Annotated in this window: 20 protein-coding genes and 1 pseudogene; 8 read left to right on the forward strand and 13 right to left on the reverse strand. The window is 48.3% G+C overall.

What is annotated here, in order from left to right:
* Positions 1 to 25: 25 nt before the first annotated feature.
* From CJU60_RS13320 to CJU60_RS13340, 5 genes are all read right to left on the reverse strand, one after another.
* Positions 26 to 1,414, reverse strand: a complete 1,389-nt coding sequence (locus CJU60_RS13320; protein WP_095714004.1) for a bifunctional metallophosphatase/5'-nucleotidase — start codon at positions 1,412 to 1,414, stop codon at positions 26 to 28.
* A gap of 20 nt (positions 1,415 to 1,434) precedes the next feature.
* Entirely contained in the window at positions 1,435 to 2,256 is an 822-nt protein-coding gene (locus tag CJU60_RS13325) for a sulfite exporter TauE/SafE family protein (protein ID WP_095714005.1), read from the reverse strand.
* Between the two features lie 17 nt (positions 2,257 to 2,273).
* Positions 2,274 to 3,122, reverse strand: a complete 849-nt coding sequence (locus CJU60_RS13330) for a DUF72 domain-containing protein (protein WP_095714064.1) — start codon at positions 3,120 to 3,122, stop codon at positions 2,274 to 2,276.
* Positions 3,123 to 3,159: 37 nt separating this feature from the next.
* A complete protein-coding gene (locus tag CJU60_RS13335; protein ID WP_024122739.1) occupies positions 3,160 to 3,507 on the reverse strand; it encodes a YunG family protein in 348 nt (115 codons plus the stop codon).
* Between the two features lie 98 nt (positions 3,508 to 3,605).
* Complete coding sequence (locus CJU60_RS13340) at positions 3,606 to 4,949, reverse strand: allantoinase (RefSeq protein ID WP_095714006.1); 1,344 nt, start codon at positions 4,947 to 4,949, stop codon at positions 3,606 to 3,608.
* Between the two features lie 180 nt (positions 4,950 to 5,129).
* On the opposite strand from CJU60_RS13340, the gene pucR reads away from it, so the two are divergent.
* The 6 genes from pucR to CJU60_RS13370 all read left to right on the forward strand — a co-directional run bounded on the left by pucR (position 5,130) and on the right by CJU60_RS13370 (position 11,730).
* Complete coding sequence (pucR, locus tag CJU60_RS13345; protein ID WP_095714007.1) at positions 5,130 to 6,725, forward strand: purine catabolism transcriptional regulator PucR; 1,596 nt, start codon at positions 5,130 to 5,132, stop codon at positions 6,723 to 6,725.
* Positions 6,726 to 6,925: 200 nt separating this feature from the next.
* Complete coding sequence (locus tag CJU60_RS13350; RefSeq protein ID WP_483294929.1) at positions 6,926 to 8,221, forward strand: nucleobase:cation symporter-2 family protein; 1,296 nt, start codon at positions 6,926 to 6,928, stop codon at positions 8,219 to 8,221.
* Positions 8,222 to 8,227: 6 nt separating this feature from the next.
* Positions 8,228 to 9,520 carry a nucleobase:cation symporter-2 family protein gene (locus CJU60_RS13355; protein ID WP_095714009.1) on the forward strand — a complete coding sequence of 431 codons (1,293 nt, stop codon included), beginning with the start codon at positions 8,228 to 8,230 and terminating at the stop codon, positions 9,518 to 9,520.
* A 14-nt stretch (positions 9,521 to 9,534) separates the two neighbouring features.
* Complete coding sequence (pucL, locus tag CJU60_RS13360) at positions 9,535 to 11,019, forward strand: factor-independent urate hydroxylase (RefSeq protein WP_024122744.1); 1,485 nt, start codon at positions 9,535 to 9,537, stop codon at positions 11,017 to 11,019.
* On the forward strand, positions 11,019 to 11,372 hold the full coding sequence (gene uraH / locus CJU60_RS13365) for a hydroxyisourate hydrolase (RefSeq protein WP_095714010.1): 354 nt from the start codon (positions 11,019 to 11,021) through the stop codon (positions 11,370 to 11,372). Before pucL ends, uraH begins: the two co-directional genes overlap by 1 nt.
* Positions 11,373 to 11,652: 280 nt before the next feature.
* Positions 11,653 to 11,730 carry a YjcZ family sporulation protein gene (locus CJU60_RS13370; RefSeq protein WP_072175780.1) on the forward strand — a complete coding sequence of 26 codons (78 nt, stop codon included), beginning with the start codon at positions 11,653 to 11,655 and terminating at the stop codon, positions 11,728 to 11,730.
* A 576-nt stretch (positions 11,731 to 12,306) separates the two neighbouring features.
* On the opposite strand, the gene pucE is transcribed toward CJU60_RS13370, so the two are convergent.
* The 7 genes and pseudogenes from pucE to allC form a co-directional block, all read right to left on the reverse strand.
* Entirely contained in the window at positions 12,307 to 12,867 is a 561-nt protein-coding gene (pucE, locus tag CJU60_RS13375) for a xanthine dehydrogenase subunit E (RefSeq protein WP_095714011.1), read from the reverse strand.
* Positions 12,858 to 15,095 (reverse strand): xanthine dehydrogenase subunit D, encoded by a 2,238-nt coding sequence (gene pucD, locus CJU60_RS13380; protein ID WP_095714012.1) that lies wholly within the window; start codon positions 15,093 to 15,095, stop codon positions 12,858 to 12,860. The genes pucE and pucD overlap by 10 nt, the downstream gene beginning before the upstream one ends.
* Positions 15,096 to 15,929, reverse strand: a pseudogene (gene pucC / locus CJU60_RS13385) (xanthine dehydrogenase subunit C).
* Complete coding sequence (gene pucB, locus CJU60_RS13390) at positions 15,868 to 16,533, reverse strand: xanthine dehydrogenase accessory protein PucB (protein ID WP_095714013.1); 666 nt, start codon at positions 16,531 to 16,533, stop codon at positions 15,868 to 15,870. The pseudogene pucC and the gene pucB overlap by 62 nt, the downstream one beginning before the upstream one ends.
* Entirely contained in the window at positions 16,530 to 17,531 is a 1,002-nt protein-coding gene (locus CJU60_RS13395; RefSeq protein WP_095714014.1) for an XdhC family protein, read from the reverse strand. The genes pucB and CJU60_RS13395 overlap by 4 nt, the downstream gene beginning before the upstream one ends.
* Before the next feature lie 217 nt (positions 17,532 to 17,748).
* Positions 17,749 to 18,999 (reverse strand): pyridoxal-phosphate-dependent aminotransferase family protein, encoded by a 1,251-nt coding sequence (locus tag CJU60_RS13400; protein WP_095714015.1) that lies wholly within the window; start codon positions 18,997 to 18,999, stop codon positions 17,749 to 17,751.
* A gap of 16 nt (positions 19,000 to 19,015) precedes the next feature.
* Entirely contained in the window at positions 19,016 to 20,254 is a 1,239-nt protein-coding gene (allC, locus tag CJU60_RS13405; protein ID WP_095714016.1) for an allantoate deiminase, read from the reverse strand.
* A gap of 456 nt (positions 20,255 to 20,710) precedes the next feature.
* Between allC and CJU60_RS13410 the strand changes: the two genes are divergently transcribed.
* Positions 20,711 to 21,577 (forward strand): endonuclease I family protein, encoded by an 867-nt coding sequence (locus tag CJU60_RS13410; protein WP_095714017.1) that lies wholly within the window; start codon positions 20,711 to 20,713, stop codon positions 21,575 to 21,577.
* Positions 21,578 to 21,610: 33 nt separating this feature from the next.
* Here CJU60_RS13410 and CJU60_RS13415 read toward each other — a convergent pair whose 3' ends face one another.
* On the reverse strand, positions 21,611 to 22,714 hold the full coding sequence (locus CJU60_RS13415; protein WP_095714018.1) for an ABC transporter ATP-binding protein: 1,104 nt from the start codon (positions 22,712 to 22,714) through the stop codon (positions 21,611 to 21,613).
* 183 nt (positions 22,715 to 22,897) lie between these two features.
* Between CJU60_RS13415 and frlR the strand changes: the two genes are divergently transcribed.
* Positions 22,898 to 23,626, forward strand: coding sequence for a transcriptional regulator FrlR (gene frlR, locus CJU60_RS13420; RefSeq protein ID WP_024122756.1), 729 nt, complete (start codon positions 22,898 to 22,900; stop codon positions 23,624 to 23,626).
* Positions 23,627 to 23,635: the final 9 nt, after the last annotated feature.

Here is a 23,635-nt window from a genome sequence, read left to right on the forward strand (position 1 = left end):
CACGGCTTGTTGTGGGCTGACCTCCTTATTGTGCAAGCTTCCAGGCAAGCAGATCCCGCAAAAACTCCGGCATAAAATATTCTTTTACCCCGGCGTCGCGGATGATTGGAAACAGCCTGCCGAGCGTAAACATGTCAAGCACGGCCACAGCGTATTGTTTATTTTTATCTATGTCATCTCCGTTCAGCGTAATCCGGGTGACGTGCGTCATCCCATCGTCCAGCCGTTTTGTTTCGACATCGACACCCGCGTACACCATTTTTCCCATCACTTCTCCCCGGAAGCCCAATCCTTTAATTCGAAGCTGCTCCATCTGTTCCGAAGCGGCATGAACAATCGTTTCCTTCAGTTCCTCTCCCGTCAGGCGGACAGTAACCGGGTTGATGGGGTGAGGGCAGATGCGGTGCAGGTCAAGCTTGGTCACCGGGCCGGCTTTAAGCGGTCCGAGGATGACGCCGGAATTCACCATGCTGATGTCGGCTCCGCACCATTCCTTTAACGCATATGCCAGAAGTAAAGGCAGATCGGATTCTTCAAACCACTTGACTTCAGCATCTTGCGCAAGCTCCGCAACGGCAACGGACAGCTTCCCCTCGGCTTCACGTTCTTTTTCCTCGAGAAATGCTTTGGTTTCCGCCGATTCCCCTGTCCATTCCGCCATGTTTTGAACAGACGCTGTTTTGCTGATGATTTTTCGCTTTTCAGTGTCCATCGTGATGTCTACACAGCCGACATAGTTTCCATATTTCTCAGCGCTGGCAAGCAATACGCCGTTGACCATCTGTCCATTTTCAAGCAGATGGTGAGTATGAGACTCGAGGATAATGTCTATCTCCGGAACTGCTTCAGCAACCGCTTGATCGTCAAGAATTCCCAAATGCGACAGGAGAACGATGATATCAGCCTGCCCTTTCACTTCCTGTATGGTTTCTTTTATACTTTCGAGCGCATCAGTAACCGTCCATTCCAGCTTGTCATATACGGGATAATACGGCACCGTTACACCTAACAAAGCGATGGTCATGCCGTTTCCCAAGGTTTTGATATGGTAAGGAACCGCCCAGGACGGCCGGTTTCCATTTTTGTCATACAGATTAGAGACGATAACGGGAAAATCGGCATGATCATATAAAGAAGCAAGTTCTTCATGAGGAAGGGTAATCCCCTCGTTATTGCCGATAGCCGCTCCATCAATTTGAAGACGGTTTAAGAGGTCTACATTCGCTTTTCCGAAAGTCGCCTCTGTCACAAAATGAAAACGATCAATATGATCACCAATATCAAAAACGAGCGTCTCTTCGCTGTGCAACTGATGTTCTTTTCTTTTTTGCTCAATATAATCTGTTATTTTTGGCCAATTTTCAAAATGGCTGTGCAAATCATTTGTGTGATATAAGCGGAGCTTCTCTTTCATACCATTCTCTCCCTAATCGTTCAGCTGAAAATGCCTTCATAAATGAGCTGGCAGCCGATCAAAATTAATACGATCCGCATAATCATAACGATCGTTTTCGTCTGCATTTTTCGGTTGATGGCGGCGCCAAGCCTTCCGCCGAACCAAGCGCCGGGCACAAGTGCGAGGGCATACAGCCAATTCACATGCCCGGACATGATATGTGAAACAGATCCTGTCATAGAGGACAGGAAAATAATGAACATGGACGTTGCCACCGCAACCTTTGGCGGGAACAGAAATAACAGCATCATGGCCGGAACCATCAGCGAGCCGCCGCCTATTCCAAAGAGCCCGCCTAAAAAGCCGACAACAAAGGCGATGGCAATCCCGACAGATGCCTGATACGAGTAAGTATAGGGCTCTCCGGCATCATCCTGAAAAGTCCGTATTATTCCTCTGTGCTCTTTGTTTACCGGCCGCGCCTTCGCTTTCAGCATTAAGGATAATGAAATAAGAATCATAAATATGCCAAACCAAATGGAAAACGAGTTTGAATTAAAAAGCTTTGACACGTAAGCCCCAATAATGCTGCCGGGACCTGAACCGATAAAGAAAATGAGCCCGCTTTTATAATCAACCGTTTTATATTTAATATAAGCCAAAGTTGAGGAAAGACCCGTAAAAATAATGACCAGAAGCGAAGTCCCGATGGCGACCTGCGGCGTCACATCCTGAAAATACGGCGTCACCGTGCTTAAAAACATCATGGCCGGAACGATGACAATCCCGCCGCCGAGTCCAATCAAACTTCCTACCGTACCCGCAATAAATCCAAGTACGATCAAAATCACAAACGACATCAATCAAAACCTCTTTTCTAAAATAAATCGAGCTGTCTCGGAGAAAGTCCGGAGTACTCGATATCAAGCAGTTCAAGCATCTGCTTGCCGTTATCCGCGGCGTCTCCGCCGGAATTGTTGTTGAACAGGACAAATACATCTTTACACTGCTGCTGCAATTCATTCAGATGCTTTTTCCAGTCTTCCAGCTCCTGTTTGTTATAGCGGTATAAATATCTGACCTCACGCCAGTTTTTCCCGCCATCAGGCTTCATCCAGCCCTGCTTATTGCGTCCGTGAAACCTGACGAGCGTTTTGTTTTCATCGGTCGCCCGCAACACAGTCGGGACGCTTCCATCGCCGATTTGCGGTTCATCACATACGCCGTGAATCCAGCCTTCCGCTTTCATAAAGGAAAGCGTCTGCTCATAAAATGGCGGCGAAAACCAGGAGCGGTTTCTGAACTCAAGCGCGCAAGGAATATCGCCCATTTGATTTTTGCACCATCTTAAATAAGCGACATTTTCTTTCTTGCAGTCAAACCACGGCGGAAATTGAAACAGCACCATGGCGAGCTTATTGCTATGTAAATATGGCGTTAAGGACAGCTTAAAAGCATCAAACATCTCCTCTATGGAGTCAAACGGAATGTCGCCGCGCTGATGCCCCGTCATGCCCTGATACGCTTTAATGATAAATTGGAAGGTTTCCGGTGTTTCCTTCACCCACTTTTCATTGTTGCGCGCCGGCTGAATCGCGTAAAAGCTCGCGTCTAATTCCACGATCGGAAAATGGGAGGAATAGGCCTGCAATTTTTTCTGGCTGGCCGTTTTCGGCGGATAAATGCTGTCATGATCCCCCCATCCCGTCAGTCCGATATAAATCACAATCATTCACCTCTCTTCCAGTTTATCACACGCGTTTTCAGGTTTCCTCGGAAATGCTGTTCATATTGCGGAAAAACGCTGAGCGCAGATGCTGATATTGTTCCTCATTGGTATCCAAAAACGCCTCCTCTCTTGAGGAAGGGATATTTTGGTACTCAATAGGCTCCTGAAACTGTTCACTCGTAAAGTCATACACAGCCCCATTTATGCTGTTATAAAAATGCCAGCTCCCACCGACCTTTGTTTTGAAAATATCGCCCCCGAATTGCTCCTGTATCACCAATGCCGTCACGCCGCATTGGCCGCATGCCGGGCATTCTTTCGTCCATTTGGAACTCGTATGCAGCGACCATGATTGATTTAGTATGTGTTTGATGTGTTCCATCATCGAAAGCCCCCTTTTTAAAAAGATACCACGATGATTGATTTTTAAAAACCAAAGTCACTGACATAAAAAAACCGGCAGAATTCAATCTGCCGGGCTTACGAAGGAACGACCAATGCTCCCTCAATTCCGCTGTCTGCTTTCTCCCCATCACTGTACACGCTCCGTCCTCTGCTGTAGGTGGCCGAGATGCGGCAGGGGAAAGTATGTCCTTCATAAATGCTCTGCTTATGTTTTGCAAACATCGTTTCTGTTGTGACTGTGTACGGCTCCACGCTGACGAGAACGAGATCCGCGTCCCGTCCCTCTTCAAGCCGCCCTTTTTGCTGAAGGCCGAACCGCTTCGCGGGTGCCCCCGCTGTCCATTCAGCAATGGTTTCAAATGGAATGTCCCGCTCAAGGGCCAGTTCAAGCATGGCCAATAAAGTAAACTGACCGCCGCTGATTCCGCCCCATGACAAAAACATATTATCCTCCCGCTTCAGAGAAGGACGGCAGGGGGAGTGGTCCGAGGACACCATGTCAATATCCCCCGCGGTCAGCGTATCAATTAACGCCTCTTTTGATGGCTGCGATCTGAGCGGAGGGGCGCATTTTGCGACAGAACCCCTTTCGCGTAAATCGTCATGGCTGAACAAAACATAATGCGGGCATGTTTCGACCGAAACATCAAGCCCTTCCCGTTTCGCCTCTCTAATCAGCCGAACCGCTTTCGCCGTGCTGATATGGACAAAATGAACCGGACAGCCCGTCACTTTCGCATACTGAATCGTGCGATACACCGCTTCAGCTTCGGCTTCCTCCGGGCGAGAGGCCGCGTATGCATCCGCATTCACTTTCCCTTTATTCGCCCATTCCATCTGCAAAAAGCTTGTGATCGCATCGCTTTCTGCGTGAAGAGCAAGGATTTTTCCTGCTGCCGCGATTTCTTTCATGCCTTTGAGCAAGGTCCGTTCATCAACAGAGCGAAACTCCTCTGTGCCTGATTTTGATAAAAATGCTTTAAATCCTATCGCACCCGCTTCAGCCATCGGATGTATGTCATCAATATGACCGGGCACAAGGCCGCCCCATAACGCAAAATCCACCACCGATTTTTGCCTGCCGATTTCAGCTTTTGCGACAAGGTTTTCAGCCGTCACCGTGGATGGAATGCAGTTCAGCGGCATATCAAAATAAGTGGTGCAGCCGCCTGCGGCCATCATCTGTGAGCCTGTTTCAAACCCTTCCCAATCCTCTCTGCCCGGTTCGTTGAAATGAACATGGCAATCGATCGAACCCGGAAAAATATATTGCCCGCTAGCCTCCACAACTGGTGTCCCCTCTGCTTCAATTGCAGAACCGATCTTGGCAATAGTCCCGTTTTTCATTGCAATATCAGCTTCTTTAACACCATCCGGCGTGACTGCCTTTGCTCCTTTTATTACTAAATCGTAAGCCATACTGAACCCTCCCCTGTAAGGATGATGAATTTTTATGTCAGTTTATGTAACACAATCAGTCTATTTTCAACATTTTACTGTTACTATAATCGTATTACATCAGCAAAACAGCTAGAATTAATAATGAAATTTATTCATCTTAACCAATGGTTACTTTTTGTGAGAAAAGGAGAATGAGCTATGAATATTTTTGATGTGATGAAAATACCGGCTTACGAAAATGCAGTTTTAATTGCGGGCAAAGCAGGGGGAGAAAGAGAGGTTCAGCATGTCAACATGATGGATGCTCCTGATATCGCGGATTTTCTGCATAAAGACGAGCTGCTCGTCACCACCGCGTATCACCTGAAGGACAATCCTCACCAGTTATCAGAGCTGATTCGGCAAATGGCAAAACGCGGCTGTGCCGGTCTCGGCATTAAAACAAAACGCTACCTTGAGGATATCCCGAAAGAAATCATTGACCTCGCCGATTCACACGCGTTTCCGATCATTGAGCTCCCTGAGCATATACGCCTCGGAGACATTGTCAACGCCACGCTGAGCCATATTCTTGATATGCGTTCAAACGAGCTTCAGCAAGCCATTTACGCACATAAGAAATTCACAAACCACATTATGAGCGGCAAGGGATTGCAATCTCTGCTCAAAAAGGTATCAGACCTCCTTCATCTTCCCGTGCTGCTCCTTGACCAGCATGCCAAAATGCTTTCTGCATCTCATCAGATTTCATTTGAAACCGAAAAGCTCAAAAGCACGCTGCACACCGTGTCCGGGCCGTTTTTCACTTGTTTTTCTTCGATCTCAAATCAGAAAACATATTCTGTCCTTCCTATCTATAATCACGAAAAAAGCTGCGGCTACCTGCTTATACCGGAAATGGTCCAAGCCGCTGATAAAGGATTGATTCTCACCATTGAACAGGCTGCGAACGTGATTTCCTTTGAGCTGCTGAAGGAAAACGCGCTAAAGCAATACAGCCGGCGGGCGCGGAATGAATTTTTCAGTAATTTTATCGAGCGGTCGTTCTCTTCAGACGACGAAATTAAAAACCGGGCAAAAGAGTTTAAGCTCAGCTGGGATCAAAAATATATGTGCATCGCCGGAAAGCTCGACCGGAATGACAGATCGATCAGCTTTACTGAAAATCAGCTGGCCTCTGACAGTGTATTTGAATTTCTCGAAGGCGAATTGTCTGCCTTCCCATTCCCGCCTCACCTCTTTATTAAAGGAAATGTCGGCATTCTGCTGATCGAGGCGACAGACAGCTGGAGTGAAATGCACGCCTCGGTGATCAGCTTTTTAGAGCAGTTCCAAACACAGGTCAAAACCCAATTTAAACGGACATTGTCCTTTGGCATCAGCAACATTTGCCAAAAGCTGATCGATGTTCCGGACGCTTTCACAGAAGCGTCTGACGCTCTCCAATCAGGGCATTTATCAAGAAGCACGGAGTTTATCCAAGTGTATCACGCGAAAGATGTACCTGAGTTGCTCCGCCTGCTTCCGGTTGAGGATTTGAAGAAATTTTACAATTCCACTCTTCAAAGCCTGGCTGAAAAGCAGCAGGAGGATCAAAGCCTGCTTCATACACTGTCTGTCTATCTAGAGACACACTGCCAGATTTCCGAGACGGCAAAACGTTTGTACGTGCATCGCAATACGGTCATCTACCGCCTCGAAAAATGTGAAGAATTACTGGGCAAAAGCTTAAAAGATCCCGAAACGACAATGCGGTTGCGGCTTGCCTTGCGGATGCAGCGGCTGATTAGCTAGCATTTGTCACATGATGTTACAAAAGAAATGGCTTTTCGTTACTTTCAGCAATAACGCTCCTATTTTTCAGCTACTGTATCCAATGACATCCCGCAAACGGCACGCTATCATGTTACTAAAGTTCACATGTAAAAGGAGGGACTGTAGTGAAACAAAAACCGTTTGCAGTGTTCACTCTTGGCCTGCAGCATGTGCTGGCCATGTACGCAGGTGCGATTTTGGTGCCTCTGCTTGTCGGCAGAGCGCTGAATGTAACGTCGGAACAGCTGTCTTACCTATTGGCGATTGACCTGTTAACGTGCGGAGCCGCGACGCTTTTGCAAACCTGGCGAGGAACGCACATCGGCATTGGGCTTCCCGTCATGCTCGGCAGCTCGTTCGTGGCCGTCACCCCGATGGTTGCAATTGGTGCAAATTACGGCATTTCAGCGATTTACGGTTCAATCATCGCAGCCGGTGTCTTGATCTTCTTGTGTGCCCGTTTCTTCGGCAAGCTGACCGTGTTATTCCCTCCTGTCGTAACAGGAACTGTTGTCACCTTGATTGGTCTTTCTCTTGTTCCGACAGGTGTGAAAAATATGGCTGGCGGAGAAAAAGCAAACGGCAGCGCCAATCCCGAGTACGGTTCGCTCGAAAATCTTCTTCTTTCTGTCAGCGTCCTTATCCTGATCTTAGTCCTCAACCGCTTTCTCAAAGGGTTTGCCCGAACGCTTTCCGTTCTGATTGGGATTGCTGCGGGTACTGCGGCGGCTGCCGTCATGGGCAAGGTCAGCTTTTCATCTGTATCTGAAGCCCCTTTCTTTCAAATCCCGAAGCCGTTTTACTTCGGCGCTCCATCTTTTGAAATCGGTCCGATCATCACGATGCTGATCGTCGGAATTGTCATTATTGTTGAATCAACCGGCGTTTTTTACGCCATCGGAAAGATATGCGGCCGGCCTCTAACCGAAAAAGATCTGGTCAAAGGCTATCGGGCGGAAGGAATCGCCATTATGATAGGCGGGCTGTTCAACGCCTTTCCCTATAATACATTTGCACAAAACGCCGGATTATTGCAGCTGACAAAGGTGAAAACGAGAAATGTCGTCGTCACCGCGGGCTGTATCCTTCTTTTCCTTGGGCTGATTCCTAAGGTTGCCGCTCTTGCTTCCTCCGTTCCCGCGGCTGTACTCGGCGGCGCAACCGTTGTCATGTTCGGCATGGTTATCGCCTCCGGAGTAAAAATGCTCAGTACAGTGGATCTGAAAAACCAATATCATCTGCTGACCATCGCCTGCTCAATCGCACTCGGTATCGGCGCCAGCACTGTACCGGCGATTTTCACAGAGTTTCCCGCTCCGATCCGCATTCTGGTCAGTGACGGCATGATCACAGGAAGCCTGACTGCGATCTTTTTAAACCTATTCTTCAGTTTGCGCGACAGAAAGGAAAAAACCGTTCAGAAGGAAAAACAGCCTGTATTAGAAAACACACTCGTTTTAGAAAAAGAGGTGTAAATAGAGATGAAGGAACAGTATCATTCCTTTCAGCTTTTGATGCTTGGGCTTCAGCATATGCTGGCGATGTACGCGGGAGCCATTCTCGTCCCTCTGATCGTCGGAGCTGCGATCGGGCTCAATGCGGGCCAGCTGACGTATTTAATTGCCATTGATTTGTTTATGTGCGGGGCTGCGACTCTGTTACAGCTCTGGAAAAACCGCTATTTCGGCATCGGCCTTCCTGTTGTGCTCGGCTGTACGTTTACTGCAGTCGGCCCGATGATTTCTATTGGCAGCACATACGGTGTCTCAGCGATTTACGGTTCGATTATCGCAGCCGGGCTGATTGTCGTTTTAGCCGCGGGCTTCTTCGGGAAGCTTGTCCGTTTTTTCCCGCCGGTCGTAACCGGCTCAGTCGTTATGATTATCGGCATCAGCCTGATTCCGACGGCGATGAATAACCTGGCCGGCGGCGAAGGCAGCAAAGACTTCGGCTCACTAGGCAACGTGCTCCTTGGCTTTGCCGTTACAGCCTTTATTTTAGTGCTGTTTTATTTCTTTAGAGGGTTTATCCGCTCCATTGCGATTTTGCTCGGCCTTGCAGCTGGAACGGCAGCCGCTTTCTTTATGGGAAAAGTCGATTTTTCTGAGGTCGCGGAGGCGTCCTGGGTTCATGTTCCTTCTATATTTTATTTCGGCACGCCAACCTTTGAGCTGCCCGCCATTCTCACCATGCTATTGGTTGCGATTGTCAGCCTTGTTGAATCAACGGGTGTTTACTTTGCTCTATCCGATATGACAAACCGGAAACTAACAGAGAAAGATCTTGAGAAAGGCTACCGTGCGGAAGGGCTTGCGATTGTGCTTGGCGGCTTATTGAACGCGTTTCCTTATACAGCCTTCTCGCAAAATGTCGGTATCGTTCAGCTTTCAAAAATGAAAAGTGTCAATGTCATCGCCATCACCGGGTTTATGCTGATGGCAGTCGGTCTGATTCCAAAAGCCGCGGCATTGACGACCGTGATCCCGAATGCAGTGCTCGGCGGCGCGATGATTGTCATGTTCGGCATGGTCATTTCTTACGGTATTAAAATGCTTTCCGGCGTCGATTTTGAATCACAAGGCAATCTGCTGATCATTGCTTCTTCTGTCAGCTTAGGGCTTGGCGCCACGACGGTGCCCGCCTTGTTTTCCTCTCTCCCGGGAGCAGCTTCCGTGTTGACCGGAAGCGGCATTGTCATTGGCAGCTTAACCGCGATCGCATTGAACACTTTTTTTCAATGCAAACAGCCCCATGGCGCAGAAATCAATACGTAAAGGGGAGATGGCTCATGTTCACAATTGACGACCTGAATCAAATGGATAGACAAACACTGACTGACACACTTGGATCTATTTTCGAGCACTCTGCATGGATTGCGGAGGAGGCCGCGGCACTCCGCCCATTTTCCTCCCTTTCTGATTTGCATCAAAAAATGTCCCGCTTGGTCAAAGCTGCGGATCGCAAGACACAGCTTGAGCTCATCTGCAAACACCCCCGGCTCGGCACCAAGAAACCAATGAGCGCTTCCTCTGTAAAAGAGCAGCAAAACGCAGGGCTCAGTAAGCTTGAACAGCAGGAATACGAGGAATTTCTCAAACAAAATGAAGACTACTATCATAACTTCGGTTTTCCTTTTATTTTAGCGGTAAAGGAAAAAACGAAACAGGAGATCCGCCAAGCCCTGCTGACAAGGCTGAAGAACAAACCAGAAACAGAATTCCAGCAGGCTCTTGAGGAAATATACCGCATCGCTCGCTTTCGTTTAGAGGACATCATTACAGAAAAAGGAGAGATTCAAATGAAAAGAACCATGTCTTACGGCAAAGGAAATGTGTTTGCATACCGAACGTTTTTAAAACCGCTCACAGGCATAAAGAAAATCCCAGAGTCTTCTTTTACGGGCAGAACCAATACAGTTGTCGGCATTGATGTGACATGCGAAATTGGCGGAGATGCCTTTTTGCCGTCATTTACAGACGGAGATAATACGCTCATCGTGGCTACGGATTCGATGAAAAACTTTATTCAGCGCCACCTCGCTTCCTATGAGGGAACAACCACCGAAGGCTTCTTGCATTATGTGGCTCACAGATTTTTAGACACCTATTCACATATGGACACGATCACTCTGACAGGCGAAGACATTCCGTTTGAAGCGATGCCTGCATACGAGGATCAAGAGCTCGGCACAAGTCATCTTGTCTTCAGAAGATCGCGCAATGAACGCGCTCGGTCGGTGCTCAAAGCAGAACGAATGGGGGATACGATAACGATGAAGGAGCAATACAGCGAAATCACAGATCTCCAGCTTGTCAAAGTGAGCGGGAACTCCTTCGTCGGCTTTATCAGAGACGAATATACGACTCTTCCTGAAGATGGAAATCGTCCGCTCTTTGTCTACTTAAATATCAGCTGGCGTTATGAACACGCGGAAGATGCATACGCCGCCGATCCAGCCCGTTACGTGGCAGCTGAACAGGTCCGTGACTTAGCGAGCACTGTATTTCACGAGCTCGAAACGCCCTCCATTCAAAACTTAATCTATCATATCGGATGCAGAATATTAACGAGATTCCCGCAGCTCGCGCATGTCAGCTTCCGATCTCAAAATCACACATGGGATACAGTCGTCGAAGAGATTCCGGGCACAAAAGGAAAAGTCTACACAGAACCGCGCCCGCCATTCGGTTTCCAGCGGTTCACCGTGACGAGAGAAGACGCCGAGAAAGAAAGACGGAAAGCCGGGGAAGCATTAGGGAGCCTGAATGCCTGATGGGAAAGCTGACAACACATATCTTGGATTTAACCTGCGGCAAACCCGCGGCAAACGTAAAAATCGAATTGAAGCGGCTGTGCGAAGACAAAAGTCTTATTCTTATCAAAGGGACTTTTACGAATAAGGACGGCCGAGTCGATGCTCCGCTCCTTGCGGGAGAAGAGCTGAAATCAGGGGAGTATGTGATGGAATTCCATGCAGGGGATTACTTTGCGGAAAAGAAAGCGAACACGGCTGAGGCGTTTTTAACGATTGTAACAGTTCGTTTTCATCTTTCTGATCCGGAAGCTGATTATCATATCCCGCTTTTGCTGTCCCCGTTTGGTTATCAGGTATATAGAGGGAGTTAAGAAACGAGCCCGCCCGCTGGTGAGGCGGGCTCCGCAAATGTTTAGGGGTTGCTGGATCACTGCATAAATAAAAGACCCTCCCTATTGTGAGAGGATTCGCGAATTATGCCACATCCGGACCTCGTATTTGAGAGTTCGAGTTTCTTTTTTATATATTAAATTTATCGTTCTCTATTTCTACTTAGACTAAAAAAAATTTAAAATCAATTAAACTAGTATCACTATCAAGTTATCTCCATCAGCATATCATGTACTATCCTCTTTTAAGGGAGGTGAAGTTATGAGGTCATTCCCTTTGATCGTGGTGCTATTCATCCTATTAATCATCGTTGGCACTTCTTTCTTCGGTGGCTATTAAGAACTCACCTTACCCCATATCCGTCAGACGCCATAAGAATTCTTTATGGCGTTTGTTTTGCTATAGCGACAAGGTTTTGACAGGGAAATATAACACTCGCTACAAATCCTCGTCCTCCATTACAATATGAGATGAGAGCGAGATGTTTTCCCACAACGCGGCCGCGTCTTGATCACGCTCTTCAATTAATCCCACCATTTAGAAACGCTTGTTAACGGATTTGTTAGTTTCTATCGGATCGATTTCTTCCGCACCTACAAAAAATTTTTTTCATTCCCTTTTCTCCAAAATGAATTATTTTATTTTTTCAATCGATTTAACAGGTACTTCCGGTGGATTGAGTATTAAGTCAATCCGTTGAACAGTGACAAAGACGACAGAAAAAATCAGGGAACAAAGAAAGGTTAGTAAAAGTATTTTCCACCAATTTAAGTTATTCATCATCTCTTCTCCCTCTTTCCTTAATTTGTAACATTACCCATTTCTAGTATCAAACACAACTAGGCAAAAAGTAAAGGGAGAAGAGGTATTTCATCTTCACGATCTGTAATTGAAGTTTATCCTTTATCGATTCGCTTATTTTTTTATATCCGGTGCTTTGCCGTAGCTGCGGGAAAAGTCCAATGACTCCCTTTTCCCACTTGCTACCTCTTTTCTAATCCTGCAAGCCGACCGCATAATCCCTCCATAACCGGTACACCGGCACAAATTGCCCGCCAGACCTTCTTCAATATCTTCGTCAGTAGGTTGCGGGTTTTCCTGAAACAGAGCTTTGAGCGCAATCGTCATCCCTGGTGTGCAATATCCGCATTGGAAGCCTCCTTCCTCCAGGAAAGCGGTTTGGCAGATATCCAGTTCTTCTTTTTGAAGCCCCTCAATGGTTGTGATCGAATGGCCGTCCGCTTGGTATGCCATGGTCATACACGCATTGGCGAGCTTGCCGTCTAGCAGGACAGAACATGCTCCGCAACGGCCGATTCCGCAGGAAACCTTAGTTCCGGTCAGCTGGAATTCTGTCCGGAGAAGGTCAATCAAGCGAGCTGTAGGAACCGCATCAACCTCCTGCTCTATTCCATTCACTTTCATTCGGAATCGCTGCTTTCTTGCAGAGAAAGATCCTGCTTCTTTTACGTCCATTGCTTTATCCCCTTTCTGTCTATTTCATCAAGCAGCTCTTCACGCGAAATCGGCAGCTTGTTCACCCAGCAGCCGACGGCATCATGTACCGCCTTTACAATCGCCGGGGTGATGGCGATCGTTCCTATTTCTCCGACACCGCGCGGGCCATATGAGTCACCATCCATCAGCTCTTCTATCGCGGTCAGTTTCATTGCCGGAACATCTTTGATTCCCGGTATTACATACTGATCCAAATTCACCGCCGTGTAACGGCCGTCCGTCATTTTTGCTTCCTCCATCAGCGTATAGCCGAGCGCCATAGCAGCGCCGCCTTCGATTTGTCCACGATAGCCCTGCGGACTGACAACCGGACCTGCCGCAATGGCGTGCTCACAATCTATCACTCTGACATCGCCTGTTAATAGATCAACCTCCACCTCAACTGCAGCCGCTCCAAATGAGTAGAGAAAATGGCCGCCGACCACAGGATCAGGCGTTGTCGGAAAATCGAATGCTGTTTCCTCAGTCAAAGGACCTTTTTCTGCCAATTCCTTATAGTTCACCACCAGCTCCTTTGTATTATGCATCCGCAGCCCCCCAGCGCTGAGAATGAGTTGTTCAGGCAAACACGGGACCAATTGTGCGGCACGTTTTTTCAGCTGAGCTAGAAACGGTTTCTTCAAACGCTGGATCGCGTGCCACACCATGCTCGTGCCGCGGGATGCTGTGGAGGAGCCTGACTTTGGCACTTTTGCGGTATCCCCGATGATAATGGAAATATCCTCCGCCGCACAGCCCAGCTCTTCGGTGACAATATGTTCAATCGCGGCGAGTATGCCCTGCCCGCACTCTTCAAATCCAAATGAAGCCGTGATTTTGCCGTCACTTGAAAGGGAAAGGCGCCCTCCTGCGACATCCATCCGGCCATAGCCAAGCCCGCCCCCGTGCATGGTAATCGCGGCTCCAACACCTCTTCGTTTATAACGAGACGTCTGATGTTTTCTTTTGAGAATAGGAGATGCAGAAATGACGTTCAACACCTGCGCCGCTCCGTCAGTGGGCGCAATCCGATGCTCAAGCGGCCCCGGGTCATGCGGTTTTCTGATATTTTTTCTTCGCAGTTCCAGTGGGTCGATGCGGAGCATGCTGCTGAGGCGATCAAGATGGGTTTCAAGCGCAAATGTAATTTGATTGCCGCCAAAGCCTCGGAATTCTCCCGCCACCCCATTGTTCGTAAACACAGAGATCCCTTGAGTGCGGATATTCGGAATTCGGTACGGACCCGCGGCATGCTCAACAGAAAAATCCAGGACTGCCGGTCCCAGCGTGGCGTAAGCGCCTGTATCGGCAATGATTTTCACATCATGAGCCAGAAGCTTTCCTGTTTGATCAGCCCCTGTTTTGATCGTGATTTTCATCGGGTGGCGTTTGATTCCTGAGCGTACAGATTCCTGTCTCGTCTGATGAATTTTGACCGGGCATCCGCTTTTACGGGCTAAAAGCGCGGCATACGGCTGAATATTCAGCTCATCCTTTCCGCCAAATGAGCCGCCCATCGGACTCGACACAACCCGAATTTTCTCTTCAGGAATACCAAAAATGCGGGCAAGCTGAAAACGGTCCTTGTAGCCGTACTGAGTGCCAGCGTACATCGTAAAACCCCCGTCACGTTCCGGAACAGCTACGCCCCCTTCCGTTTCCATATACGTATGCATCTGCCGCGGCAGTTCGTAGGTTTCTTCAAGGATGGTGTGACACGATTGGAATCCCGCTTCCACATCGCCGTGCGAGAAAAACGTACGATGAAGGATGTTACCGTCCGGGTGCAGCATATGCGCATCTGGTCGGAGCGCTTTTTCCGGAGAATCAATGACCTCCAGCTCCCTGTACACCACGTGAATCAGCTCCAGTGCGGCTTCGGCAATGTCTTCTGTTTCTGCTGCGACGGCTGCCACTGCATCTCCGACATAACGCACTCTATCCTCGCATAGAACCGGCTGGTCAGGAATGACAATCCCAAAACGGTTGAAACCCGGAACATCCTTATGGGTGACGACCGCCCGCACACCTTCCATTTCTTCAGCCTTTTTGGTGCAAATCGATACGATTTCCGCATGAGGGCAAGCGCTTCTCAGGATTTTACCATACAGCATCCCCGGAAAAGTGAGATCAGTCATATACTTCAATTCACCCGTGACCTTTTCCCTTCCATCTGGCCTTATTCTTGATGGTTTGCTTACGCTCATTTATTCCCCTCCCTCAAACATCAGCTCGGACATGATGACGTTGGCAGCCGCTTTTTTTCTGTATGCCGCTGACACGAAAGCATCGGCTGAAAACGGCAGCTCCTTGATAAGTGTTTCGTACAGCTCGTGCGCCTCCCATTCAAGCTCCATCCATTTCGCCTCGCTTTCTATTAATCTTTTCGGCCTGATATCGGCATGGCCCGCTGCGAGGCGAATGTCACTGTCTTTCAGTAAACGTCCTGCCGCCACAGCAACCGCTCCAGTAAATGCCTGCCGCCTTCCCAGCTTGCGGAAAAACACACGATCTCCCTCTGGACGCGGGATGATCACACGCGTCACGATTCCATGTGAATACTCTTCACTGGAGATCCATTCAGCAAGCGGCAGCCTGACAAGCTCCTTCTGATAAACGATAAGCTCCGCATCAAGCACAAGCAGAAGCGGAATCAAATCCCCTATTTTACTCGCTATGTTGCCGCCAATTGTGGCCCGGCTTCGGATTCCCGGCGCTGCAACAGCAAAAACTGCATCACATAAGCAAGCCAGATCCCGCTTGATGAGGCTGTTTTTTCTGCATTCATTCAGCGTGGTGAGCGCCCCGATCGACACATGGGTGCCGTCAGCGGTAATGCCTTTCATCTCATCAATGCCTTCAAGGCTGATGAGATGCGTTTTCGGAAGAATTCCTTTGTCCCATTGGAGCTGGAGCAGCGTGCTGCCCGATGCTGCTCACACATCTGGCGCAAGCTGCTCCAAAAGAGAAAATGCCTCATCAAGCGCTTCCGGCTTCCATAATTGAATGTTCATTCGCGCTTGTGTCACTTGTCCGTTCATGTATTCGCCTCCTGACAGTGTCATATTCCTCCGGCGTATCAATATCTTCCAGTTCCTCGCACGCTTTCACTGCCAGCACCGCTCCAGTGCCAAGCTGTCCGTTTTTCAGCTGCCTGCGGGCACCCTCATCTCCCTTTAACTCCTTTACATATGGAAAACAGGCGGATGAGAAATAAATAGGCGGACTGAGCGTACGCAAAGATGCTGACACGGCAAACATTTCATGAGCCCTTGATATCAGGGCATTTACATGATCGACAGAAAGCTGCGGCTGGTCACCCAACAGAATGACGACCCCGTCTGCCCCCATGCTTTCCGCTATTCTCACCCCGGTGCTGACGGAATGCCCTTGGCCCTTTTCCGCCTCTTTACAGACATGCAAACTCCAGCGATCCAGAAAAGGCGGTGCTTGATATTGCTCCCCGATCCACTCAAGTGAAGCATGTTCTGTCCTCTCGACAATCAGCACATGGTCAAGACGGGATAATAGAGCTGTTTTTAATGAAGCCGATCCGATCGTTTCTCCTTTTAGCGGCAATGCCAGCTTGTTTGTGCCCATTCTCTCGCTTTTTCCGGCCGCCAAAAATACACCGATAATGCTCATGTAACCGCCAGCCGTTTTCGCGTTTGAAGGATTTCCGCAACGATGCTGACGGCAATTTCCTCTGGGCCTTCCGCGCCGATTTTCAACCCTACCGGACTGTAAAAATGCGCGGGCGGCTGTTTTCCATTCAGCAGCCGTTTCGTGCGGTTTTCAGAGCCTAGAAGCCCGATATAATGAAGGTCTCGAGAAAATAAGGATTCAACGATGACTTGATCGTGCTGAAAATGGTGAGTCGCCACAACAGCGGAATCCTGAGGCGAAAATTCAAATTCACTCAGCATCTGCTCCGGAAAGGCAGTGATCAGCTGATCTGCTTTTGGAAAAAGAGAGGCTGTGCAATATGCAGGCCGCCAATCTGTCACAATGACAGAAAATCCGGTCTCAGCCGCCAAATTGGCGAGCGGTATCATATCTGGGCCCGCCCCAAACAGAATGAGACGCGGCTTCGGCTCAATACGCTGAATAAAAATGTTTGATGATGGATCAAAATGCGGTACATGAAGCGTTGAAGCGGTGCGTTGAATATCTTGAAGCGGCACATCCGGCCAGTGCCCAAAATACCCGTTCTCTGACAAAAACAGATAACGCCCTGCCTGTGGGGATTCAATCTGTGTAACGGCTGTTACGGCTTTTCCTGAATGAAGGCAGTCTCTTACTCTTTCATAGTACCGCTTTTTTTCCTGAGAGATTCGTTCCGCATAGATATGAATAACGCCATTGCAGCCGACTCCCATGCCCCACGAAAGATCGTCTTCAGCCCGCATGTCATAGGATATAAGCGCTGTCGTCAGCTGATCGCCGAGTTCACCGATTCTTTCGGATATATCCTCTTCCAGACACCCGCCGCTCAGCAAGCCGATTCTTTCTCCGTTTTTCTTAAAGAGCATGGTGGCGCCCGCTTTTCGATATGCAGAGCCTTCGACTTGTACAATGGTCGCCAGCACAGCTTCATCCTGATCTTCCAGAAGCGCATCTAAAATCGTGTAAAAATACTCCAATGCCGCATCCCCCTTTCAAAAATTGCTGTAAGAAATAAAACGTCATTTTTATAGGTGCCTTGTATAAAGAATAGATGAAAAAAGAAAAAATGACTCATGCTCCGTCAGAAAATGCAACACAGAGAAAACGGATTTGTAAAAAGAGTCAAACGGAGAAAATCAGATTGGAGAATGAGCGAAAATGAAAAAAGCCTGCGGAATTCCACAAGCTTTTTCTTTAAATCGCTGCCTGGCTCTTAGCATTTTCATATACATCAAGCGCGGCCTGAAGCGCTTTTCCCGCTTCGATCACAGCGCCGTGTCTGAGAAGCACAGCTTCTAATCCGGCAAGGACAAACAGTACGTTTTCTCTTCTGCAGCTGTAGCCCATCGTACCAATTCTCCAAATCTTCCCGGCTAAAGGGCCGAATGAGCTGGCGATTTCGATTCCAAACTGTGCCAAAAGCATATGGCGGACCAACTCTCCGTCCACGCCGTCCGGGATTTGCACACAGGTGACAACAGGCATTTTGCAGCTCTCATCCCCAAACAGCTTCAGCCCCATCGCCTTAATCCCGGCTATTAATGCGGCCTCATGGTATTGATGCCGCTCGAAACGTGCTTCGAGACCTTCATCAAGCACCAGTCTCACGCCCTCACGCAAGGCATAAAGCATCGTCGTCGCTTCTGTATGATGATTGAGCCGCCGTTCACTCCAATAATCCTCAAGCTGGCTCAAATCAAAATAATTGCTGGTGATCGGACGATTTCCGGTAAGCGGCGCCTTGTCTGCCTGAGTCGCAATTCCGCGTTCCACCTTTTTGCGCGCCGCAATGATGTCCGCCACCCGTTCATTATATGTAATCGGCGCCATCCCCGACGGAACAGACAAACACTTTTGCGTGCCGCCGATAGCTGCGTCAATGTTCCATTCATCCACTTTCACCTCGCATCCCCCAATTGTCGCTACCGCATCGACAATAAACAGTGCATCCCAAGCACGGCACGCTTCTCCAATCGCTTTCAGCGGATGGATTCGGCCAGTTGATGTTTCCCCGTGCACCATCGCCACAATTTTCGGCTTCACCTTTTTCATTTCCCGTATAATATCCTCAGGGTCAAAAACCGTTCCCCACTCACACTCAATCGTATGAACATTCGCCCCGTACCGCTCAGCGATTTCAGTCAGCAAAAAGCCAAAGCGTCCGTATATCGGAATAAGCACGTCATCTCCCGGTTCAATGACACTCGCTAACACCGCTTCGATTCCCGCCCGGGAGGTGCCGTCAATCGGATACGCCCAGCGATTTTTCGTTTGAAATAATTCTCGGAGCATCTCCATCGTTTCATTCATGATATCGGTAAACGCCGGATCAAATTGGCCGACAACCGGCGTGCTCATCACTCTTAATACACGCGGATCGACCTCTACAGGCCCCGGTGTCATAATCGTTCTTAACGGTGTACATAATTCTTTTCTGCCTGACACAGCCATTCCTCCTTCATCAGTAAGCCAGTTTGTATAATAAATTAGTCAATGTGCGGACGCCGATCTCAAGCTGACGTGCAGAAGTAAACTCCTTCGGCGAATGGCTGATGCCGCCTCTGCTCGGCACAAACAGCATACAAGCGGGGCAGCTCCTTCCGATCATTTGCGCATCATGCCCTGCCCCGCTCACCATTTCTTCACAGCTGATACCGTTTTCTGCCGCTGTCTCAAGAGCCTTGGCAGAAAGCGTTTTGTCCATCGGCACAGGCTCTATCCGCATATATTCATCAATCATGGCGTGAATCCCTTTTTTGTTACAAATGCCGTTGATGACAGCAGTCATTTCTTTATGAAAATGCTCCAGTACATGCTGATTTTGATGTCGAATATCGATTGAAAACTGCACCCGTCCAGGTATGACATTGGCCACATTGGGCTGCACCGTCATTTTTCCGCATGTCAGACGAAGCTCATCCGGCTGTTCTTCAGCGCGAAACAGCAGTTCATGAATCACTCGGCTGCTGGCTGCGAGCGGGTCCTTGCGCCACTTCATGGAGGTGGTCCCTGCGTGGTTGCATTCTCCCTCAAGCGTAATCAGATATCTCCTCTGCCCGACTATACTTGTCACCACACCGAGATCTCGTCCTGACATTTCAAGCGTCTGTCCTTGTTCAATGTGAATTTCAATAAAAGCGTTGATATCTGTCCTGTGCGCTGACGGATACACGCCTCTGCCAAAACCGTTGTCATGCATCGCCTCTTGTAATGAAACACCTGATCCGTCTCTCGGTACTTCCGCATGCTTCAATGACAAAGCACCCATCATATTCCCTGATCCCCAGTATGTCATCGGAAAACGGCTGCCCTCTTCCTCACATAAAGACACGGCCTCAAGCGTTTTTTTCGGCGCTCCATATGTTTCTTTGAGCTGCTTTAAAGCAAGCATTGCCGCAAGCACGCCATATGAGCCGTCATACTTTCCCCCATTGATCACCGTATCGATATGTGAGCCGGCTAAAATCACTTCATCCGGAGACTGGGTGCCCTGAAGCCTTCCAAAGACATTGCCGACGTCGTCAAATCTGGCGTCAAGCCCAAATGCCGACATCTCCTCTTTCACGGCGAGCTGCGCGTCCATCCACTCCTTGGTGTACAAAAGTCTCGTCACTCCGCCATCAGCAGACGCACCGAATTGGGCAAGCCAATCGATGTAATCAGCGATGCCGCTTTCTACTGAAAGCCTCTGCTTTTCCATGTGCTTCCTCCTCTGGCCGTTATGGTGACTTCATTATAGAGGGAGGAAGACGTATAGTTCATCAGCACATAAACCAAAAAAACGTTTGTTTTTTGGTCATAATAACCAGCCTGCCATTCCATTTTAGGAATAGCAGCCAGTAAGGAAGAGAGTCAATAGGCAGCGATGGATTAAAAAAACAGCGAGAGGAAAAAGTGGTTCTAAAGATTCATTGTATGAACTAGCGAAAAACACGGGAAGGCAATGCTTTCAGTGAAGCAGCACTCGATCAAGGAACAGCGCTTGCCAAAACTCAGCGGGAGCAATAACGCGGACTAAAGATCCTGGAACAATAGAGTTCCGCCTCCTCCAAAGTTACTAATTTACAAATTTAATAAAAAATATACAAAATGACACTTCTAACCTTTATCTCAATTTTAGATAATAGACATGACCTGATCTAAAGGAGGGCAAGTGATGACAAAAAAAGCAAGGTTTCTGCCGCTCGTCTGTGTATTACTGATTTCCGGATGGTTTGCGCCCTCTGCTTCAGCAAGCGCGCAAACCGGATTGAACCTGAATGGCCGTGCAGCTACTTCTTCCGCAGCCTCCGGGGGCATTCTCTCATTAGTCTCTCCCGCGGCACCATACGCCGACACAGACACCTATTATGAAGGTGCTGAAGGAAAAAGCGGAGAGGCGTTAAAAAGCGCGCTGCACCGCATCATTAGCGGACATACGATGCTGTCTTACAGCGAGGTATGGAACGCGCTGAAAGAAACAGATGCAGATCCGGCCAATCCGAATAACGTCATCCTGCTCTATACGAATGAATCCCGTTCGAAAAACCTGAACGGCGGCAATGTCGGGGACTGGAACCGGGAGCATGTCTGGGCGAAATCCCATGGCGATTTTGGTACAAGCAAAGGGCCCGGCACTGATATTCATCACTTGCGTCCAGCAGACGTCCAAGTAAACAGTGCCAGAGGCAACATGGACTTTGACAACGGCGGCAACGAGTATGCGAAAGCACCCGGAAATTATTATGACGGAGATTCTTGGGAGCCCCGCGATGATGTGAAAGGCGATGTCGCCCGCATGCTGTTTTACATGGCTGTCCGTTACGAAGGAGATGACGGCTACCCTGACCTTGAGCTCAATGATAGGACAGGAAACGGCTCTGCTCCTTATCATGGAAAACAATCCGCCTTGCTTGAATGGAATAGGCAGGACCCTGTTGATGCCCGCGAAAGAAAAAGAAATGAAATCATTTATGAAAAATATCAGCACAACCGAAATCCATTTATCGATCACCCTGAATGGGCAGACGACATTTGGCCGTAAGAAAAAGGTGCTCCCCCGAAGGGAGCACCTTTTCTAATACACAGCCTGTTCCGTTTCAGCATCGAAAAAGACGGCGTGATCCATTTTCACCGCCAGCTGAATTGTATCGCCCGCGGAGATTCGATTGCCGCCATCCAGGCGAACCGTGAGCCGCTCGTTCCCGGCGCTGACATGCACAATCAGCTCAGATCCCAAATTTTCATTCACTTCCACCGTCGCTTTAAACACAGAATCAAACAGCCGGTCATTTCCAGTCATTTGTGCGATGTGCTCCGGCCGTACACCGAGTGTCATCTGTTTTCCGGTATAACCTTTTTTCTTCAGCCGTTTTGCCTTTTCTTCAGGGATATGAAGCCGGATCGAAGGGTTTGTGAAAAACAGCTCGCCATGGTGCTCTTCAATCATGCCTTTGAAAAAGTTCATTCCGGGAGAGCCAATAAACCCGGCCACGAACAGGTTTGCCGGATAATGATAGATATCATGAGGCTTGGCCACTTGCTGAATTTTACCTTCATTCATGACGACAATCCGATCGCCCATCGTCATCGCTTCAGTCTGATCATGGGTGACATAGATAATGGTTGCTTCCAGCCGCTGGTGAAGCTTGCTGATTTCTGTCCGCATTGTCACTCTCAGCTTCGCATCAAGATTAGAAAGCGGCTCGTCCATTAAAAAGACCTTTGGTTCCCGCACAATTGATCTGCCAAGCGCCACCCTTTGCCGCTGGCCGCCGGAAAGTGCCTTCGGTTTTCTCTTCAGCAAATGCTCAATCTCCAAAATGTTTGCAGCTGCATGCACCCGCTCGGCAATTTCTTGTTTCGGCATTTTTCTAAGCTTCAGTCCAAATGCCATGTTATCGAAAACAGTCATATGCGGATACAGCGCATAGTTTTGGAACACCATCGCGATATCACGCTCTTTCGGCGGAAGATCATTGACCCGTTCCCCATCGATGAAGAGGCTTCCTTCCGAAATGCTTTCCAGCCCAGCCACCATCCGCAGGGTTGTCGATTTGCCGCAGCCTGACGGCCCCACCAGCACCAAAAGCTCTTTATCTTTTACATCTAAATCAAAGTCCTTCACCGTTAATTGTGAATGATATGATTTTTTGACATGTTCAAATGTTAATGAAGCCATCAGAAAACTCCCCCCGTCTTTTTTTCTCCGTTATTTCGTCACTGGAAACAACTCGGTCTTTCTGTTATTTTTAGAGTAATCGATTCCCATATTTGCTATATTTCTAAAACAAAAAACGCAAATTTGTATTATAACGTCATAATACATTATAATATAAATAATAGCTTAAAAGGAGGCTACCCCTTGTTAAACAATGGAAGTTCAACACCTTTATACATTCAGCTAAAACAAATCATAACAGATGACATTAAAAAGGGCTTGTATTCCCCGGCTGCCAAGCTGCCCACAGAAAACGAGCTTTGCAGCAAGTATAATGTCAGCCGCATTACCGTCAGAAAAGCCATTCTCGATCTGGTCGAAGAAGGCTATCTGATCAGGCAGCAGGGAAAAGGAACGTTCGTTAAAAGCCCTAAATTGAAGAGAGAGCTGATCGCAGTAAACGGCTACTCGGAATTTATGGAATCAACCGGGAAAAAACCGAAGCATCAGGTTCTGTCCCATGAAATCATTCCAGCATCGAAACCGATCGCCGAAAAGCTTCAGATCAATCCCGAGAGCCCTGTCGTTGAATTAAAACGGATTTTATATAACGATGATCAGCCGCTCACCTTTGAGATCACACATTACCCGCTGGACATGTTTCCTGCCATCAATACGTTTATTGCTGACGGTGTATCTATGCATGATATTTTAAAGCAGCAATACCAAGTTGTTCCAACTCACAATACAAAACTATTAAATGTTGTCTATGCCCAGCAGGAGGAAAGCAAATACTTGGATTGCGATATCGGTGATGCGCTGTTTGAAATCGATAAAACCGCATTTACCTCAAACGATCAGCCGATCTACTGCTCACTGTTTTTGATGCACACAAACCGTGTCACATTTACAATCAACAGTCCATACACATGACAGGCATAA

Source organism: Bacillus sp. 7705b (assembly GCF_002289525.1).
GTDB classification, from domain to species: Bacteria; Bacillota; Bacilli; order Bacillales; family Bacillaceae; genus Bacillus; species Bacillus halotolerans.

What these genes read in the sequence shown, in the direction of transcription:
- CJU60_RS13320 (WP_095714004.1), bottom strand. Translation starts at nt 1,414, where the DNA reads ATGAAAGAGAAGCTCCGCTTATATCACACAAATGATTTGCACAGCCAT.
- CJU60_RS13325 (WP_095714005.1), bottom strand. Translation starts at nt 2,256, where the DNA reads ATGTCGTTTGTGATTTTGATCGTACTTGGATTTATTGCGGGTACGGTA.
- CJU60_RS13335 (WP_024122739.1), bottom strand. Translation starts at nt 3,507, where the DNA reads ATGGAACACATCAAACACATACTAAATCAATCATGGTCGCTGCATACG.
- CJU60_RS13340 (WP_095714006.1), bottom strand. Translation starts at nt 4,949, where the DNA reads ATGGCTTACGATTTAGTAATAAAAGGAGCAAAGGCAGTCACGCCGGAT.
- pucR (WP_095714007.1), top strand. Translation starts at nt 5,130, where the DNA reads ATGAATATTTTTGATGTGATGAAAATACCGGCTTACGAAAATGCAGTT.
- CJU60_RS13350 (WP_483294929.1), top strand. Translation starts at nt 6,926, where the DNA reads ATGTACGCAGGTGCGATTTTGGTGCCTCTGCTTGTCGGCAGAGCGCTG.
- CJU60_RS13355 (WP_095714009.1), top strand. Translation starts at nt 8,228, where the DNA reads ATGAAGGAACAGTATCATTCCTTTCAGCTTTTGATGCTTGGGCTTCAG.
- pucL (WP_024122744.1), top strand. Translation starts at nt 9,535, where the DNA reads ATGTTCACAATTGACGACCTGAATCAAATGGATAGACAAACACTGACT.
- uraH (WP_095714010.1), top strand. Translation starts at nt 11,019, where the DNA reads ATGGGAAAGCTGACAACACATATCTTGGATTTAACCTGCGGCAAACCC.
- CJU60_RS13370 (WP_072175780.1), top strand. Translation starts at nt 11,653, where the DNA reads ATGAGGTCATTCCCTTTGATCGTGGTGCTATTCATCCTATTAATCATC.
- pucE (WP_095714011.1), bottom strand. Translation starts at nt 12,867, where the DNA reads ATGGACGTAAAAGAAGCAGGATCTTTCTCTGCAAGAAAGCAGCGATTC.
- pucD (WP_095714012.1), bottom strand. Translation starts at nt 15,095, where the DNA reads ATGAGCGTAAGCAAACCATCAAGAATAAGGCCAGATGGAAGGGAAAAG.
- pucB (WP_095714013.1), bottom strand. Translation starts at nt 16,533, where the DNA reads ATGAGCATTATCGGTGTATTTTTGGCGGCCGGAAAAAGCGAGAGAATG.
- allC (WP_095714016.1), bottom strand. Translation starts at nt 20,254, where the DNA reads ATGGAAAAGCAGAGGCTTTCAGTAGAAAGCGGCATCGCTGATTACATC.
- CJU60_RS13410 (WP_095714017.1), top strand. Translation starts at nt 20,711, where the DNA reads ATGACAAAAAAAGCAAGGTTTCTGCCGCTCGTCTGTGTATTACTGATT.
- CJU60_RS13415 (WP_095714018.1), bottom strand. Translation starts at nt 22,714, where the DNA reads ATGGCTTCATTAACATTTGAACATGTCAAAAAATCATATCATTCACAA.